Raw genomic sequence first — 16382 nt, forward strand, 5'->3', positions numbered from 1 at the left:
GATTGTCGATGGCTTCCACACAAGGCGCGGCCTCCACTGGCCGGCCCGCTTCCGAGACCGCGCAACTTGACCGCGATGCCCTCAAGGGCACGCTGATCGCACGCGGTCTGACCAAGAGCTACAAGGGTCGCACCGTCGTCAACGGCGTATCGATCGGCGTGCGCGCCGGCGAGGCCGTCGGCCTGCTCGGACCGAACGGTGCCGGCAAGACGACCTGCTTCTACATGGTCACCGGCCTCGTTCCGGTGGATCGCGGCACGATCGAGATCGACGGCTTCGATGTCACGGCCATGCCGATGTATCGCCGCGCGCGGCTGGGGATCGGCTATCTGCCGCAGGAAGCCTCGATCTTCCGTGGATTGAATGTCGAGAGCAACATCCGCGCCGTGCTCGAAATGATCGAGCCGAGCCGCAAGCAGCGCGAATACGACCTCGATGCGCTGCTGGAAGAATTCCACATCACGCATCTGCGCAAGGCGCCGTCGATCGCGCTGTCGGGCGGTGAGCGCCGTCGCCTCGAAATCGCGCGCGCTCTGGCGACGCGGCCGAATTTCATGCTGCTCGACGAGCCGTTCGCGGGCATCGATCCGATTGCAGTAGCCGACATTCAGCAGCTCGTCCGCCATCTGACCGCACGCGGCATCGGCGTGTTGATCACCGATCACAATGTGCGTGAAACGCTTGGCCTGATCGACCGCGCTTATATCATCCATGCCGGCGAAGTGCTGACGCACGGCCATCCGCAGGACATCGTCGCCAACGCCGACGTGCGCCGCCTGTATCTCGGCGAGACCTTCACGCTCTAGACGTCTCACGTCGTCTTGAACCAGCGCGCCGGATGGTTGCGGCGCGGGACATATCCAGCGCATCGCCACCAATTTCAGCCGTTTGGCTTGACAAGCAAGAGCCGGGCCAGTTCAGTTCGGCGCGTGTCTTTGAGCACGCGCTGAACGGAGGGAAACGCGCGGATGGGTTTGGCTGCCAGACTTCAGCTTCGTCAGTCCCAGTCTCTGGTAATGACGCCGCAGCTGATGCAGTCGATCCGGCTGCTGCAGTTGACCCATGTCGAGCTCGACCGCTTCATCGATGATGAAATCGAGCGCAATCCGCTGCTTGAACGCGCAGGGGGCGACGAGCGCGACGGCAAAACCGAGCCCTTCGATGGTGGCGTCGATCTTGACGTGCCTGCGTCTGCGTCAGGCGACGATCCGGCTAGCTGGTCGGCCGAAACCATAGCCGATCAGCTCGATACGTCGCTTGAAAACGTCTTTCCCGACGATCCCGGCCGCGTCGAGCATGTTGATCCGACCTTGTCGGCGCAGTGGAAGTCGGCATCGTCTTCAACAGGGGGCGGGTCGGGCGAGGGTGGCGGTCTCGATGAGATGGCTGCAACCGGCACCACGCTGCGCGATCATGTCGCCGGCCAGATCGCCTTCGCCTTTAAGTCCGCCGCCGAGACCCAGCTTGCGCACGAGCTTGCCGACGCGCTGGACGAGAACGGCTATCTCGGCATGCCGCTGGATGAACTCGCCGGCAGCCTCGGCGTCACGCCGCGCCGTTTGGAGGCGGTGCTTGGCGTTTGCCAGACTTTCGAGCCCGCCGGGATCTTTGCGCGCGACCTGCGCGAATGCCTGGCGCTGCAGCTGCGCGTGAAAAACCGCTTCGATCCCGCCATGCAGGCGCTGATCGCCCATCTCGAGCTTCTGGCCCGCCGCGATTTCGAAACGCTGCGCCGTTTATGCGGCGTGGATGATGCCGATCTCCTGGACATGATGGCCGAGATCCGCGCGCTCGATCCGCGCCCCGGGCTCGCCTTCTCCGGCGGCGCGTCCGAAATCGTCGTGCCGGATGTGCTGGTGAAGCCCGCCAGCGACGGAAGCTGGGCGATCGAGCTCAATCCGGATGTCTTGCCGCGCGTGCTTGTCGACCAGTCCTATTATGCCGAAGTCTCGCGCCATGCCCGCTCGGCGGAAGACCGCAGCTTTCTCGGCGAATGCCTGCAAAGCGCCAACTGGCTCACGCGCAGCCTCGATCAGCGCGCCCGAACGATCATCAAGGTATCCACCGAGATCGTGCGCCAGCAGGACGCGTTTTTGATTCACGGCATCCGTCACCTCAAGCCGCTCAACCTGCGAACGGTGGCCGATGCCATCGGCATGCATGAATCCACGGTCAGCCGCGTCACCGCCAACAAATACATGCTGACGCCGCGCGGCGTGTTCGAACTGCGCTTTTTCTTCACCGCCGCGATCCAGTCGGCCGAAGGCGGTGATGCGCATTCTTCCGAAGCCGTGCGCGACCGTATCCGCCAGCTGATCGAGGAAGAAGCGGTGTCGGACGTTTTGTCGGACGATTCGATCGTCGAGCTTCTTCGCAAGACAGGCGTCGAGATCGCGCGGCGCACGGTCGCAAAATACCGTGAAGGCATGAACATCCCATCCTCTGTGCAGCGCCGTCGCGAGAAGCGGGCCCAAAGCCGATCGGCCGCGGAATAGTTCCATCAGCCGGCGCTTAAACAACTGTGAGCGAGTGCCGCACTGCAACATGGAACCTTGGCATTCCCTGCGCCTTGATTGACAATGAAACGGTGAGTCACTAGAAGCCGCCCCGCATGAGGTGGGTGTTTTGGGCTGTTTCATGCCTCGGGATCGTTTGTCCCGAGCGTGAACTAGGCCTGCCCGGCAAGGAAGCGGCCGGCGGCTCCTGTGGACACGGTGGCGAAGCGTTTCGGTCACGTGATTGATATCGGGAAGAAAGGTCTGCTTCACATGAGTTTGCGCATTTCCGGCAAGAATATGGACATCGGCGACGCCCTGCGCGGCCGCATCGAAACCCGTATCGGCGAAGCGATCGAGAAATATTTCGGCGGCGGCTTTTCCGGTCACGTCGTGGTGGAAAAGGCTGGATCGCGTTTCAACGCCGATTGCATGATCCATCTCGATAGCGGTGCTGACCTGCAGGCTAGCGGCCAGGCTCAGGATCCGGTCCCCGCCTTCGAAGGCGCAGCCGACCGCATCGAAAAGCGTTTGCGCCGTTATAACCGCAAGCTGAAGTCGCGCAGCCAGCAGAATGGCAATGATGTCTTGCCGGCTGAGGCCATCTCCTACACGGTGATGGAAGGTTTCTCGGACGAGCACGACGAGGAAATCGCGGAAGACTACGCGCCGGCGATCGTGGCGGAATCCACGGTGTCGCTGCGCACCATGTCTGTTGCCGATGCCACCGTCGCGCTTGACTTCACCGACAGCCCTGTCGTGGTGTTCCGCAACGCCGGCAACAGCCAGGTAAATGTCGTGTATCGCCGTCCCGACGGCAATATCGGCTGGGTAGACACGGGCTCGTCAGCCAAGCGCTGATTGGGACAATCAGAGGCCGGCACGTGCGCAACTTCCGCGTGCCGGTTCAATTGAAGGACCGCGTTTGAATGGACTTGAGCGATCTGATCGAGGTTTCGGCAGTGATGCCGGCCTTGAAGGCCAATTCCAAGAAGCAGCTGCTACAGCTTCTGGCCGAAAAGGCCGCATCGGTGACGGGATTGCCGGAGCGCGCGATCTTCGAAACGATCCTGCAGCGTGAGCGTCTGGGCTCGACCGGTGTCGGCAACGGCATCGCGATCCCGCACGGCAAGCTGGCAGGCGTCGAGCGCATCACCGGCGTTTTCGCGCGGCTGGAACAGCCCGTGGAATTCGAAGCGCTGGACGATCAGCCGGTTGATCTCGTTTTCCTGCTGCTGGCACCCGAAGGCGCCGGCGCCGACCATCTGAAGGCTTTGTCGCGCATTGCCCGTGTGTTGCGCGAAGGCGAAACCGTGCGCAAGATCCGGGGCACGAAAGACGCCGCTGCGATTCACACCTTCCTGGCGCAGTCGCCCACGTCCAACGCGGCCTGATCCAAGTTCCATTCGAACACGAAAAAGGCGGCTCATCGGCCGCCTTTTTGTTTGGATCAGGATCGTGAAACCCGCTTTAGTGAATGCTCACCGGGGTAAGGTCGTGCTGCATGGCGCTGGCCAGGGCGCTCGACTTCTCGTCCGTCAGCATGATCGGCTGACCATTGGCGGCGAACAGGGCCCACAAACGCAGTCCGGAATCGATCTCCGGCAAACCAGGAAATTTCGTCTTCAGATCGTCGCTGTCGATCTCGCGCATATAAGCGACGACGCCTTCGCCGAGATGCGCGAACTGCGTTTCGGTCAAGGCGATCTTGGTATCAACTTCAGTCATAATCAGCCTCCTGTTTGCGGGCCGTTGTTGCAGAACCAACCCGTCAAAGAGCTATCGGTTCCAGAACGCCGGGGTAGGCGCTTCACTCTGTCACCGAGATGTTAATCTTGCGTACCAGTCGTTCAGGCTCCGGGCGGTCGAGGTCGATGGCGAGCAACCCGTTCTTGAGTGCCGCGCCCGTGACCCGCATCCCGTCGGCCAGCACGAACATGCGCTGGAACTGGCGGGCTGCGATGCCGCGATGCAGATATTCGCGGTCACCTTCGTCGACCTGCTTGCCCCTGACAGTCAGCTGGTTTTCCTCGATCGAAATGTCGAGGTCGCTTTCGGCGAAACCGGCCACCGCCAGTGTGATCCGCAGGCGTTCCAGACAGCCGTCCGAACCGCCGAGACGTTCGATGTTATAGGGCGGATAGCCGTCGCCATTCTTGGCGATGCGTTCCAGCGTTTTTTCCATCGCGTCGAAGCCGAGCAGCAAAGGGCTCGAAAACGGCGTCATGCGCGACATGCACTGTCCTCCTGGAGAGCGACGTTTAAAGGAGAAACCCGGATGGCATTTCTCCCGATGCCCCTGATATGGTCTGCCGCGAATTCTGATTCAAGAACAAGCACCGGGGGCATCCATGGCCAGGCGTAGAATCATCATCGACACCGATCCCGGCCAGGACGATGCGGTTGCGATCCTTCTTGCGCTGGGCAGCCCCGAGCTCGAAATTCTGGGCATGGTGGCCGTTGCCGGCAACGTGCCGCTGGCGCTGACCGAAAAGAACACCCGCAAAATCTGCGAACTGGCCGGCCGACCGGATGTGCCGGTTTACGCCGGTGCCGTGCGTCCGCTCGTGCGCACGCTCGTCACCGCCGAGCACGTTCATGGCGAAACCGGCTTGAACGGTCCAGACCTGCCTGAGCCGACGATGCCGCTGCAGGACAAGCATGGCGTCGACTTCATCATCGACACGCTGATGACCGAAGAGCCCGGCACGGTCACGCTGTGCACGCTGGGCGCGCTGACCGATGTCGCGATGGCGCTTGCCCGCAAGCCGGAAATCGCACCGCGCATCAAGGAGATCGTGATGATGGGCGGCGGCTTCTTTGAAGGCGGCAACATCACGCCGACCGCCGAGTTCAACATCTATATCGATGCCCATGCCGCTGAGATGGTGTTTGCCGCCGGTGTTCCCATCACCATGATGCCGCTCGACGTCACCCACAAGGCGCTGAGTTCGCCCGAGCGCATCGCCGCCATTCGCGCTTTGGGCACCAAGGTCGGCGAAGCCACGGCCACGATGCTCGAATTCTACGAGCGCTTCGATGTCGACAAATATGGCAGCAGGGGCGGCCCGCTGCACGATCCCTGCGTGATCGCCTATCTCATCCAGCCCGAGCTCTTTTCCGGCCGCCACTGCAATGTGGCGATCGAAACCGGCTCCGAACTCACCTACGGCATGACGGTGGTCGACTGGTGGGGCGTGACGGAGCGCAAGAAGAACGCCACCGTCATGCGCGAGATCGATGCCGACGGTTTCTACAAGCTGCTCGTCGAGCGGCTGGGAAGCCTGTAGGCACCGATCAGCGCTGACACCCCGTCAGGCTGGCATTCTCCGCCGCAGCGCAGGCTATGGCAAAGGCATCCTGCGGCTGTGGAACGAGGGTCTGCAGATCGCTGTTGTCGGTTTGAAGAAAGCCGGCAGCCGCCGCCGAGCAGATCGACAGAAGCATCGGAGCCTGGAAAGGCAGGAGCGGCATGGCGGCCAGCCGCATCCGCTCCACTTCCAGGCTGGTCGGGTCGTAGGAACAGCCGAGCCGGGCGGCAAGATCGGGCACGGAAAACGCCTCCACACCCGACAGTTCATAACTCTGGCCGGCATGCGCCGCCGGATCGCTTAGAACAGTCAGGGCTGCTTCGGCAAGGTCGGCGCGTGTCACTGCCGAAATGGCGCCATGGCCGAAGGGCGCCGTGATGCGGCCCGCATGCGGTGCCGCCAGGGCGCCGATCAGTTCGGCATAAAGCCCGTTGCGCAGGATCGTCCAGGTCATGCCGCTTGCCATGATCCGCCGCTCGGTCCAGCGATGCGCCAAGGCGAAGCCCAGATGATCGCTGGCCTTGCTCAGGCTGGTATAAACGACGTGTTTCACACCCTGTCTTGCCGCAGTCGCCAGTACGGCGTCGTGCCGCCTGATCACCACATCGTCTTCGGCATAGCCGGCGGAAGTCAGCAGGAGCGTGTCCACGCCGCTGAAATCGAGCGTGTCCGGCTGGTCGAAATCCATCTGCCGATCGGCACGGGGCGACCGGCTGGCCGTGAGAATATGAAGCCCGCTTTCGCGCGCCCGCGTCGCCAGCATCGAGGCGAGCTGCCCGGATGCGCCGGTAATCAAGATCATGGAACTTCCTTTTTCATCTGCTTCGCAGCTAAACTAAGGATCTCCGGACCTGCGCATAAGAAGGCACTCTTTTGTTCGACACGCACATCGATGTTCGCAGCCCTGATCTTGCGCCTTGTGGATCGCCTGACCACGAGGACTGCGGTTTGCGCATGATCCTCGATCGTTTGGGGGAGCAATGGACGGTGATGACGCTGGCTGAGCTGGCGACCGGCCCGCGCCGTTATCGCGAACTGGAACGTGCCCTCCAAGGTATTTCGCAGCGCATGATGACGCTGACGCTGCGCCGCCTCGAGCGCGATGGCCATGTTCTGCGCCATGTGGAGCCGACGATCCCGCCAAGCGTGACCTACGAACTCTCGCCGCTCGGCCAGTCCTTTGCTTCCCAGGTCGCAGCCCTGGTGGCATGGAGCCGGCAGTCGAAAACGCAGATCGAAGCCGCGCGTACCGCCTTCGATGCCAAACCGCGCCAGACCTGACGCCAAGGAAGGGGAGGGGATGATGAGGAAGATGATAGTGATGCTGCTGGCGAGCGCCTTGGTGGTGCCGCTGTCGACGCTTGAAGCTGCCGCCAACTGCATCCCGCCCTGGCAGACCCTGTTTGCCTGCAACATTCCCAGACAGGATGCCCGCGCCGAATTCTGCCTGATCCCCGATACGGATGCCCATCCCGGCAAGAAGCAGGGCTATTACACCTATGTGGTCGGCACCAAGCCGGCCGAGCTCTATTTCGAGGCAGACGGCTATTACTTTTCGACCAAGGACACGCTTGTCGATCACCCGACCGACCTGACCATGGCGATCGGCTTCAAGCGCGGCGCCTATGTCTATTCCTTCACGATCACCGAGGATCGGCAGATCGATGGTCGGGTCCGAGACGGGGAAGTGCGCGTTTATTCCAGCCTCGACGCCTTTACCAGTTCCGAAAAGGACACGGAGGTGACGAGGCTTTACTGCGACCGCGCATCTATCCTGGCCGACACGGATAATATCCGGCCATGAAGCCAATGCGGCGCATCGGACTGCTTCTCGGCCTCGTTGCCGTGCTCGCCATTGGCGGCTTCGGCTACACCAAGGTCATGGCGCGGGTCGGATCGGGAACACCGCCGCCGGCCGCCGATGCTGCGCGACAGGCTGATCGGATCGTCGTGTTTAAAGCCCACAAGCGGATGCAACTGCTGCGTGGCGACAAGGTTCTGCGCACCTACCGCATCTCCATGGGCAGCAACTGGAACGGCGGGCATAAAAGACAGGACGGCGATGAGCGCACGCCGGAAGGGCGCTACAGCATCGACTGGCGCAATCCGCGATCCTTTGCCCATCTTAGCCTGCATATCTCCTATCCCAATGCCGCCGACAGCGATGCTGCGTATCGGAACAAGGTCAGCCCGGGCGGAAACATCATGATCCACGGCCTGCCCAACGGCTGGGGCCTGCTTGGCCCGCTGCACCATCTCGCCGACTGGACCGACGGCTGCATCGCCGTCACGAATGCGGAGATGGAAGAAATCTGGTCCCTGGTGCCGACCGGCACGCCGATCGAGATCGTTCCCGGCAGTCAATCCCTGTAGGAAAAGGCACCAGCGCCCCGCAGCGTCCGAGCTGCGTGTGCCTAGGACAGCGCTGCGTCGATCTCGGCCTGCGTGGGAATAGACGGTTGCGCGCCGGGTTTGAGGCAGGCCAGCGCACCGGCCACGGCAGCCCGCTTCAAGGCGTCTTCCATGGACAGGCCCGCATGCAGCCCGGCCGCCAGCGCGCCGCAGAACGTGTCGCCCGCGCCCACCGTGTCCACCGGCTTGATCGACAGCGCGGGAACCCGGATTTCGCCATCCGGTGTCACCGCCAGCGCGCCATCGCCACCCAGCGTCACCACCAGCGTACGACCCGTGCGCGCCACGAAGTCACGCATCCGCGCCGTGCGGTCGCCGCCTTCGAGGCCGAGCGTTTCGGCGTAAAGGTCGAACTCGGTTTCGTTGGCGACGACGATGGCAGCTTGTTCCAGCATGTCGGCGGCTTCGGCCATGAAAGGCGCGGTGTTCAAAATGGCCCGAGCACCCGCCTGTGCCGCTGCTCTCAGGGCAGCATTCACCGTGTCGAGTGGGATCTCATGTTGCAGCAACAGGATGTCGTCGGCGCTGAACTGCGCCTGGGCCACATCTTCACCAGACACGACGCCATTGGCGCCAGCTGCCACGGCGATGATGTTTTCGCCCTTCGCATCCACCAGGATCATCGCTGTGCCCGTCGCTTCATCGACGCTGCGCACAGCGCCAAGATCGGTCGAAGACGCCTTCAACAGCGCCAGCGCTTCGCCCGCAAAGGCATCGCTGCCCACTGCGCCGATCATGCGCACATCGGCACCCGCACGGCTTGCAGCCAGCGCCTGGTTCGCGCCCTTGCCACCTGGGGCAGTGCGAAAACTGCTGCCGGCGAGCGTTTCGCCGGGCTGCGGCAGGCGGTCCACCGTTGTGATCAGGTCGAGATTGATGGAACCGATGACGATGATCACGCTGCATTCTCCTGAAGTCTTCTCGTGTGCAGCTAACCGAAAAGGGCGCGCGCGAAAAGGCTTGTCGGCCGGAAGCGGCTTTCGAAAGCCAGCATGATGCGGAGCGCTTTTGGCGCACCTATATCCATGGTGGTTGCAAGGAGATGGCTCATGACAGCGCAGAAACAGCCCGGCCGCGGTCGTATCTACACCTCGATCACCGAAACGATCGGCGACACGCCGCTGGTGCGCATCGACAAGTTTGCGCGCGAACGCGGTGTGGAAGCCAACCTTCTGGCCAAGCTCGAATTCTTCAACCCGCTCGCTTCGGTAAAGGACCGCATCGGCGTCGCCATGCTCGAAGCGCTCGAAGCCGAAGGCCGCATTCATCCCTCGCGCACCACGCTGATCGAGCCGACCTCCGGCAATACCGGCATCGCGCTCGCCTTTGCCGCCGCCGCCAAGGGTTACCGGCTGATCCTCACAATGCCGGAATCCATGTCGGTGGAGCGTCGCAAGATGCTGGTTCTGCTCGGCGCGCAGCTCGTTCTGACCGAAGCCGCACAAGGCATGAAGGGCGCGATCGCCAAGGCCGAGGAACTGGTTGCGTCCATGCCGGATGCGGTGATGCCGCAGCAATTCGAAAACCCGGCCAATCCCGATATTCACCGTCGCACCACGGCCGAAGAAATCTGGAACGACACGAAGGGCGATGTGGATTTCGTGGTGGCAGGCATCGGCACCGGCGGCACGATCACCGGCGTCGGCCAGGTGCTCAAGGCGCGCAAGCCCGATCTGCGGATGGTGGCGGTGGAACCGGCTGCGTCGCCGGTTTTGTCGGGTGGCACGCCCGGTCCGCACAAGATCCAGGGCATCGGCGCCGGCTTTGCACCGACCAATCTCGATCGCGACATCTATGATGAGGTCGTGCAGGTCTCGAACGAGGATGCGTTTACGGCCGCACGCCTGATCGCGCGGCTCGAAGGAATTCCGGTGGGCATCTCGTCGGGTGCAGCGCTTTCGGCTGCGGCGATCGTCGGCAAGCGGCCGGAAAATGCCGGCAAGACGATCGTGATCATCATCCCCTCATTCGCCGAGCGCTATCTGTCGACAGCGCTCTTCGAGGGGCTGGAATAAAGCCGATCGGCTTTTTACTGGAAGCTCGAGCGGCGAGCGCAGGCAGGGCCTGGACCGCGCATGTAATGACGCTCCGGCCGATAGGTCGGGGCGAAGAATTCGCGCATGCTGCGGATGGTGCGGGTCAACAGGCTCAGGATGTTCATTGTTCGGATTCCGGGGAAATGGCGGTCGCTCCGCCAGTACTCAACTCAAAGCTACGCAACACATGATCAAGCCTTAACAGCCACCGGTGAAGGCCCGGTATACGCGCCGTCAAGGCAGAAGCTAAATCATCTTAGATCATGGCAAAATCGGGGTATTTTGGCCCTCTTTTCGTGGCGTCTCACGCGTGGATGGGAGGGCGTTGCAGCGATGCCACGCCTATCGCGATCGACCGTGATTTGCCCTGTTCCGATTGCGACCTTTCCCTGACGCATCTCAGCAAAATTAAACGGAACGGGCCGTCGTGCCGCACGTTGGAAGAAACAGCCGGCACGCATGAAGCCGGATGAAGGGTCCAGCGCGGCAACCAGCCCGTTCGGCCCATGATCAGAATCGATTGAGCGGCCGAGGTTCATGCCCTCGCGGAGAACCCGCCGCCGAAATCAGGAAGGTGAAAACGATGGGTTTCTTTTCCAAAGACATCAGCACGATGGACGATCTCTTCGTGCACACGCTGCGCGACATCTATTATGCCGAAAATCAGATCGTGAAGGCTCTGCCGAAGATGATCGACAAGGCGTCGGACATGACGCTGCGCCAGGGCTTCGAAACGCATCTGGCCGAAACCAAGACCCACATCAGCCGTCTCGAGCAGGTATTCGAGATGCATGGCGTGCAGGCCAAGCAGGTCCGCTGCCCGGCAATCGATGGCATCATTGAGGAAACAAACGAGATCACCGGCGAGATCGATGACAAGCAGGTGCTGGATGCAGCGCTGGTCGCTGCCGCACAGGCCGTGGAACATTACGAGATGACGCGCTACGGCACGCTCGTGGCCTGGGCCAAGCAGCTCGGCCGATCCGATTGCGCCGCCATCCTGCAGCAGAACCTCGACGAGGAAGAAGCCACTGACAAGAAGCTGACGCAGATCGCGGAAGCCGGTGGCGTGAACTCGATGGCTGCAGCCGAATAAGTCTCCGGCGTTCAGTTTATACGTCAAAAGGCTCGTCGCTCGCGCGGCGGGCCTTTTGTTCGATCAGCGGCCCTGCAGGCTCGGCCCAAGCGTGATCAGCGCCACCGCCGCCACCGCAAGCACGATGCCGGCCCCTTGCAGCGTGCCGACCCGCTCGCCAAACCAGGCGAAGGCCACGACATTCACCGCCACGAGCTGAACAACGGCCGACAGGCTGATCGCGACACCGAGGCCGAACTCACGGATCAGCCTCAGCATGATCAGATTGCCCACCGAATAGAGCGCCAGAACCAGGAGAAGCCGTGGCACGCTGGGCGCCATGGTCCACGCCTTGGCGGCACTGGCGGCCAGCATGAAGATCAGCGTCGAAATACCAAGCTGAACCGCGCCGAACAGGCTCATCGTCAACTCCCGGAAAAAGGCAGCTGTGCCCGGCAAAGTCGCGATCCGTCAAGCAGCCGTGAACCGGGCATAAGAAAAAGCCCGGCGAGATCGCTCCCGCCGGGCTTGCTGTCGAGTGAGACGATGCGCGCTCAGGTCTTGGCGTGCAGGTTGGTGCCGAGCGTGTCCTTCACGAACAGGAGGCCGACCACCAGCGACATCGCGGCAAAGGCGATCGGATACCAAAGGCCGAAATAGATGTCGCCCTTGGCCGCGCTCATGGCGAACACGGTTGCCGGCAACAACCCGCCGAACCAGCCGTTGCCGATGTGATAGGGCAGGGACATGCCGGTATAGCGGATGCGGGTCGGGAACATTTCCACCAAGATGGCGGCGATCGGGCCGTACACCATCGTGACGTAAAGAACGAGGATGAACAGGATGCCGATTGTCATCGGCCAGTTAACCGCGTTCGGATCCGCCACCATGGCGTAAGCGCCCGTGGTCTCGTTGAGCACCAGCGGATAGCCAGCATCGTGCAGGGCGGCATGCACGGCATTGTTAAAGGCCTTGCCCTGTGCTGCCGCGTCGGCACCTGCCGCCGTTGCATCATAGGAAGGCACGGTCACGCTGCCGACCGCCACCGTTGCCGGCGTTCCAGCCGGTGCCGTGGTCACGATGTCGTAAGGCACCGAGTTGCGGGCAAGGAAGCCGGTCGCGATATCGCAGGACTTGGTGAACTTGGCGGTGCCCACGGGATTGAACTGGAAGGTACAATCGCCGGGTGCAGCCGTCACCGTTGCGCGCACATCGGCCTGCGCCTGTGCCAGCGCCGGATTGGCGGCCCAGGTCAGCGCCTTGAACAGCGGGAAGTAGGTCACGACCGCGAGCGCCAGACCGACCATGATGATCGGCTTGCGACCGATCTTGTCGGACAGCCAGCCGAACACCACGAAGAACAGGCTGCCCAGAGCCAGTGCGATGGCGATCATGATGTTGACCGACTGCGCATCGACCTTCAGCACGTTGGTGAGGAAGAACAGCGAATAGAATTGGCCGGAATACCACACCACGGCCTGGCCGGCGGTGAGACCGAACAGGGCGATCAGCGCGATCTTGGCGTTCTTCCACTGGCCAAAGGCTTCCGTCAGCGGTGCCTTGGACGTCTTGCCCTCTTCCTTCATGCGCTTGAACGTCGGCGATTCCGACAAGGTCATGCGGATCCACACCGAAATACCGAGCAGCACGACGGAAAGAAGGAACGGAATGCGCCAGCCCCAGGCCGCGAAGTCTTCCTTCGCCATCGAGCCCTGCACGATCAGGATGATGATCAGGGACAGGAACAGGCCGAGCGTGGCCGTGGTCTGGATCCACGATGTGTAGAAGCCGCGACGATCATCGGGCGCGTGTTCGGCCACATAGGTCGCCGCACCGCCATATTCGCCGCCGAGCGCCAGACCCTGCAGCATGCGCAGGATGATCAGGATGATCGGTGCGGCGATGCCGATGGTGGCCGAGCCCGGCAGAAGGCCGACGATGAAGGTCGACAGGCCCATGATCAGGATGGTCACGAGGAAGGTGTATTTGCGACCCACGAGATCGCCGATGCGGCCGAACACGAGCGCGCCGAACGGACGCACGATGAAGCCGGCGGCAAAAGCCAGCAGCGCGAAGATGTTGCGCGTGGCTTCCGGATACTGGCTGAAGAAGGTCGCGCCGATGAACGCGGCAAGCGAACCATATAGGTAGAAGTCGTACCACTCGAAAACCGTGCCGAGCGAAGATGCGAAGATTACCTTGCGTTCTTCGCCTGTCATGCCGCGGCTTGGCGCCCCGGCTGCCTGTGCCATTGCCATTGAAACCTCCCAGTAGCGGATGTGCCTGGCTGGCGCGGCTCTCCCCCTGCGCCAGCTGATCCGCAGGAAGCGACTATGAACCGGCTTTGCAGAAGCAGCCATCAAGTCTTTCGGCTTATGACTTTAGTCGAATTGGAGTGTTCACATTCGCCCGGTCTAAACAGAAGACTGCGAGACAGGATAGTGCTCGCATTGGCAGACAAGGGAGGGAAACGGGCATGGACATGCAGGCTTCAATCGGCGCGATCGTGGTGGAACAGTTCACCGACCCGTTTCGCATCGGCATGATCCTGTTTCTGGCGATCACCTCCGCCAACACCGCGCATGCCACGACAACCCGCGCCGGCCGGTCGGCACCCCTTGTGCTGGGCGCGCTTTTCATCGCCGTTCTGATCGGGATCGCCTTTCACCGCGACGCGCCGGACATGCTGCCGCGCATGCTGATTGGCATTCCCGTCAATGGCATCCTGCTCGTCATCATGATCGGCTTGCTCAGGCTGTGGAAGCGCATGCGGAACTGAAGGGCATGCGTTCACGCAAAAAGCCGTTGACGCCCTCTTGTTAAATCATCGCCTGACACATAATTAGATGCCTTACCATATTATTTCTATGGAATACGCATCATGGACGCCATCGTCGAACAAACCGCCTTTATGGACGAACTCACGAAAGTGAGCCGCAAGATGCGCACCTTGTTCGACGCGCGCGTCAAGGAACAAGGTCTGACGCTGGCGCGTGCGCGCATTCTCCTTCTTCTGGCGAAGACTGACGGCATGACCCAGTCGCAGCTTGCCGAAGCGCTGGAAGTCGAGCAGCCATCCGTCGTGTCCCTGATCGACGCTTTGGAAAAGACCGGCCTCGTGCTGCGTTGCGCTGTGGAAGGCGATCGTCGCGCCAAGGCGATTTATCTGACGGATCTCGCCCGCGAACAGGCAGACAACCTTCTGAGCTACATCGCCGAATTACGCCGGCAGGTTCTGGGCGGCGTCGGCAAGTCGGATCTCGCCGCCGCGACCCGCGTGCTTCAGCAGGTTTCGAGCAAGATCGGCGCGCTGGTTTAAGCGGGAGCGTTTCATGTCCAGCGTTTCCCAGACGAACCGGCCGGTGCAAGCCGAAGCCGGCGCTGTGCCGTTGGCGGCGGAAGAAGCGGCGGAGGTGGAACCACAGCCTGCCGCCGCCCCGACGCCGCCACCCTTTGTTCCCATGCACCCGGCGCGCGCGGCTTCCTACATGCTGGCTTCGCTGATCCTTGCTTTGACGCAAGGGTTGGGCATGAACCTGATCAACGCCAACATTCCCCAGTTGCAGGGCGCGATCGGCGCGACCACCAATGAAGCGACCTGGATGGTGGCCGCCTATATGGCGCCCAACGTGTCGCTCGCCGTGGCGCTGATCAAGATCCGCAACCAGTATGGTTTGCGCAACTTCGCCGAAATCAGCATCCTCGGCTTCGTTGTCGCCTGCTTTCTCAACCTGTTCATCAGCGATCTGTCATCGGCGATGGTGGTGCGCTTCATGAGCGGCATTGCGGCCTCGCCGATCTCCAGCCTCGGCTTCCTTTACATGCTGGAGCCGTTTCCGCCGGCCAAGAAGATGCAGATCGGATTGCCGATCGCGCTCACCAACATCTCGCTCGCCGCACCGCTTGCGCGCGTGATCTCGCCCGGCCTGCTCGACATCCAGGGCTTTCACAGCCTGACCACGCTTGAAGTGGCGCTCGCCTTCGTCGCGCTTTGCCTTGTTTACCTCCTGCCGCTCAGCCAGCCGCAGCCGCGCGCCAAGGTGATCCGCAAGACCGACCTAATCAGCTACGCCTTTCTCGCCATGGGCTTCGGTTCGGTGGCCGTGGTGCTGGTGCTCGGCCGCTTCTACTGGTGGTTCGAAGCGCCGTGGCTCGGTGCGCTGCTGGCTTTCGGCATCGCCTGCGTTACGGTGATGGTGGCGATCGAGCTGAACCGCACCAATCACCTGATCGACATCCGCTGGATCGTCAGCCCGCCCGTCCTGCATTTCGCAGCCGTGTTGCTGTTGTTTCGCATGGTGTTGTCCGAACAAACCAGCGGCGCGCCCGGCCTGTTTCAGGTGCTCGGCCTCACCAACAACCAGATGACCGGCCTTTATACGGTGATCATCTGCGGCACGATCCTTGGCGGCATCACCTGCATCTTCGCCATGCGCTTCAGCACCGAACGCGCGATCCACATGTTTGCGCTGACGGTGGTGATTATCGGCAGTCTGATGGACACGCAGTCCACCAGCCTGACGCGGCCCGAACAGATGTATCTCAGCCAGGGGATGATCGCCTTTGCCGGCGCGCTGTTTCTGCCGCCGGCCATGGCGCGCGGCTTCGTTGCGGCCATAGCGAAGGGCCCGCAATATATTCTGAGCTTCATCGTGGTGTTTTTGACCACCCAGAGCCTGGGCGGTCTGCTCGGCTCGGCGCTGTTTGGCACCTTCATCACCATCCGCGAGAAGTACCATTCCAGCATTCTGGTGGAGCATTTGTCCTTGACCGACCCGCTCGTTGCGCAGCGTATTGCGCAGCTTGGCGGGGCTTATGCCCGCACGTTGACCGACCGGGTGCTGCAGAATGCCGAAGGCGCCGTGCTCCTGTCACGGCAAGCGACCCGCGAAGCCAATGTGCTCGCCTATAACGACGCCTTCATGCTGATCGCCTGCCTGGCCGCCGCCGCCCTTACCGCCCTTCTTCTTCACATCGCCTATGACGCGCTGCGTGCCCGGATGACACCGCCTGTTGCCGCCGAGCCCGCCGTTGCCGCCGCCTGAGACCCAAG

At 62.2% G+C, this 16382-nt stretch carries 20 protein-coding genes; 13 read left to right on the forward strand and 7 right to left on the reverse strand.

Annotated elements, in window-relative coordinates:
- The first annotated feature begins 8 nt into the window (after positions 1 to 8).
- The 4 genes from lptB to ptsN all read left to right on the forward strand — a co-directional run bounded on the left by lptB (position 9) and on the right by ptsN (position 3889).
- Complete coding sequence (lptB, locus tag JYU29_RS00540; RefSeq protein WP_213982846.1) at positions 9 to 806, forward strand: LPS export ABC transporter ATP-binding protein; 798 nt, start codon at positions 9 to 11, stop codon at positions 804 to 806.
- A 162-nt stretch (positions 807 to 968) separates the two neighbouring features.
- Positions 969 to 2495, forward strand: a complete 1527-nt coding sequence (rpoN, locus tag JYU29_RS00545; protein ID WP_213982847.1) for an RNA polymerase factor sigma-54 — start codon at positions 969 to 971, stop codon at positions 2493 to 2495.
- A gap of 273 nt (positions 2496 to 2768) precedes the next feature.
- Positions 2769 to 3356: a ribosome hibernation-promoting factor, HPF/YfiA family gene (gene hpf, locus JYU29_RS00550; RefSeq protein ID WP_213982848.1), complete on the forward strand. Its 588-nt coding sequence runs from the start codon at positions 2769 to 2771 to the stop codon at positions 3354 to 3356.
- Positions 3357 to 3424: 68 nt separating this feature from the next.
- On the forward strand, positions 3425 to 3889 hold the full coding sequence (ptsN, locus tag JYU29_RS00555) for a PTS IIA-like nitrogen regulatory protein PtsN (protein WP_213982849.1): 465 nt from the start codon (positions 3425 to 3427) through the stop codon (positions 3887 to 3889).
- Between the two features lie 76 nt (positions 3890 to 3965).
- On the opposite strand, the gene JYU29_RS00560 is transcribed toward ptsN, so the two are convergent.
- Together JYU29_RS00560 and JYU29_RS00565 are read right to left on the reverse strand one after the other, a co-directional pair.
- Positions 3966 to 4223 carry a BQ00720 family protein gene (locus JYU29_RS00560; RefSeq protein ID WP_213982850.1) on the reverse strand — a complete coding sequence of 86 codons (258 nt, stop codon included), beginning with the start codon at positions 4221 to 4223 and terminating at the stop codon, positions 3966 to 3968.
- Between the two features lie 82 nt (positions 4224 to 4305).
- A complete protein-coding gene (locus JYU29_RS00565; RefSeq protein WP_213982851.1) occupies positions 4306 to 4731 on the reverse strand; it encodes an Hsp20 family protein in 426 nt (141 codons plus the stop codon).
- A 115-nt stretch (positions 4732 to 4846) separates the two neighbouring features.
- Between JYU29_RS00565 and JYU29_RS00570 the strand changes: the two genes are divergently transcribed.
- Complete coding sequence (locus JYU29_RS00570) at positions 4847 to 5785, forward strand: nucleoside hydrolase (RefSeq protein WP_213982852.1); 939 nt, start codon at positions 4847 to 4849, stop codon at positions 5783 to 5785.
- 7 nt (positions 5786 to 5792) lie between these two features.
- Here the strand turns inward: JYU29_RS00570 and JYU29_RS00575 are convergent, their stop codons facing one another.
- Complete coding sequence (locus JYU29_RS00575) at positions 5793 to 6608, reverse strand: NAD(P)H-binding protein (RefSeq protein WP_213982853.1); 816 nt, start codon at positions 6606 to 6608, stop codon at positions 5793 to 5795.
- Positions 6609 to 6679: 71 nt separating this feature from the next.
- On the opposite strand from JYU29_RS00575, the gene JYU29_RS00580 reads away from it, so the two are divergent.
- From JYU29_RS00580 to JYU29_RS00590, 3 genes are read left to right on the forward strand one after another with little or no spacing between them, the layout of a single operon-like run.
- Positions 6680 to 7087 (forward strand): winged helix-turn-helix transcriptional regulator, encoded by a 408-nt coding sequence (locus JYU29_RS00580; protein ID WP_250157122.1) that lies wholly within the window; start codon positions 6680 to 6682, stop codon positions 7085 to 7087.
- 19 nt (positions 7088 to 7106) lie between these two features.
- Positions 7107 to 7610, forward strand: a complete 504-nt coding sequence (locus tag JYU29_RS00585) for a hypothetical protein (protein ID WP_213982854.1) — start codon at positions 7107 to 7109, stop codon at positions 7608 to 7610.
- Complete coding sequence (locus JYU29_RS00590; RefSeq protein ID WP_431192817.1) at positions 7607 to 8179, forward strand: L,D-transpeptidase family protein; 573 nt, start codon at positions 7607 to 7609, stop codon at positions 8177 to 8179. Before JYU29_RS00585 ends, JYU29_RS00590 begins: the two co-directional genes overlap by 4 nt.
- A gap of 41 nt (positions 8180 to 8220) precedes the next feature.
- Here JYU29_RS00590 and JYU29_RS00595 read toward each other — a convergent pair whose 3' ends face one another.
- Positions 8221 to 9117 carry a ribokinase gene (locus tag JYU29_RS00595; RefSeq protein ID WP_213982855.1) on the reverse strand — a complete coding sequence of 299 codons (897 nt, stop codon included), beginning with the start codon at positions 9115 to 9117 and terminating at the stop codon, positions 8221 to 8223.
- Between the two features lie 150 nt (positions 9118 to 9267).
- Between JYU29_RS00595 and cysK the strand changes: the two genes are divergently transcribed.
- The gene (cysK, locus tag JYU29_RS00600; protein ID WP_213982856.1) at positions 9268 to 10233 is read left to right on the forward strand and encodes a cysteine synthase A; all 966 of its coding nucleotides are present in this window, start codon (positions 9268 to 9270) and stop codon (positions 10231 to 10233) included.
- Between the two features lie 14 nt (positions 10234 to 10247).
- Here cysK and JYU29_RS18400 read toward each other — a convergent pair whose 3' ends face one another.
- A complete protein-coding gene (locus tag JYU29_RS18400) occupies positions 10248 to 10379 on the reverse strand; it encodes a hypothetical protein (RefSeq protein WP_284144887.1) in 132 nt (43 codons plus the stop codon).
- Positions 10380 to 10837: 458 nt separating this feature from the next.
- On the opposite strand from JYU29_RS18400, the gene JYU29_RS00605 reads away from it, so the two are divergent.
- On the forward strand, positions 10838 to 11350 hold the full coding sequence (locus JYU29_RS00605) for a YciE/YciF ferroxidase family protein (RefSeq protein ID WP_213982857.1): 513 nt from the start codon (positions 10838 to 10840) through the stop codon (positions 11348 to 11350).
- Positions 11351 to 11413: 63 nt separating this feature from the next.
- Here JYU29_RS00605 and JYU29_RS00610 read toward each other — a convergent pair whose 3' ends face one another.
- Positions 11414 to 11752 (reverse strand): hypothetical protein, encoded by a 339-nt coding sequence (locus JYU29_RS00610; protein ID WP_213982858.1) that lies wholly within the window; start codon positions 11750 to 11752, stop codon positions 11414 to 11416.
- 131 nt (positions 11753 to 11883) lie between these two features.
- Positions 11884 to 13587 carry an MFS transporter gene (locus tag JYU29_RS00615; RefSeq protein ID WP_213982859.1) on the reverse strand — a complete coding sequence of 568 codons (1704 nt, stop codon included), beginning with the start codon at positions 13585 to 13587 and terminating at the stop codon, positions 11884 to 11886.
- Positions 13588 to 13805: 218 nt separating this feature from the next.
- On the opposite strand from JYU29_RS00615, the gene JYU29_RS00620 reads away from it, so the two are divergent.
- The 3 genes from JYU29_RS00620 (at position 13806) to JYU29_RS00630 (ending at position 16374) form a co-directional block, all read left to right on the forward strand.
- Positions 13806 to 14108, forward strand: coding sequence for a hypothetical protein (locus JYU29_RS00620; RefSeq protein ID WP_213982860.1), 303 nt, complete (start codon positions 13806 to 13808; stop codon positions 14106 to 14108).
- Positions 14109 to 14210: 102 nt separating this feature from the next.
- Complete coding sequence (locus JYU29_RS00625; protein ID WP_213982861.1) at positions 14211 to 14648, forward strand: MarR family winged helix-turn-helix transcriptional regulator; 438 nt, start codon at positions 14211 to 14213, stop codon at positions 14646 to 14648.
- A gap of 142 nt (positions 14649 to 14790) precedes the next feature.
- Positions 14791 to 16374, forward strand: coding sequence for an MFS transporter (locus tag JYU29_RS00630; RefSeq protein WP_250157223.1), 1584 nt, complete (start codon positions 14791 to 14793; stop codon positions 16372 to 16374).
- The last annotated feature ends 8 nt before the right edge of the window (positions 16375 to 16382 follow it).

The organism is Tianweitania aestuarii (assembly GCF_018457165.1).
In the GTDB taxonomy this organism is placed as follows: Bacteria; Pseudomonadota; Alphaproteobacteria; order Rhizobiales; family Rhizobiaceae; genus Tianweitania; species Tianweitania aestuarii.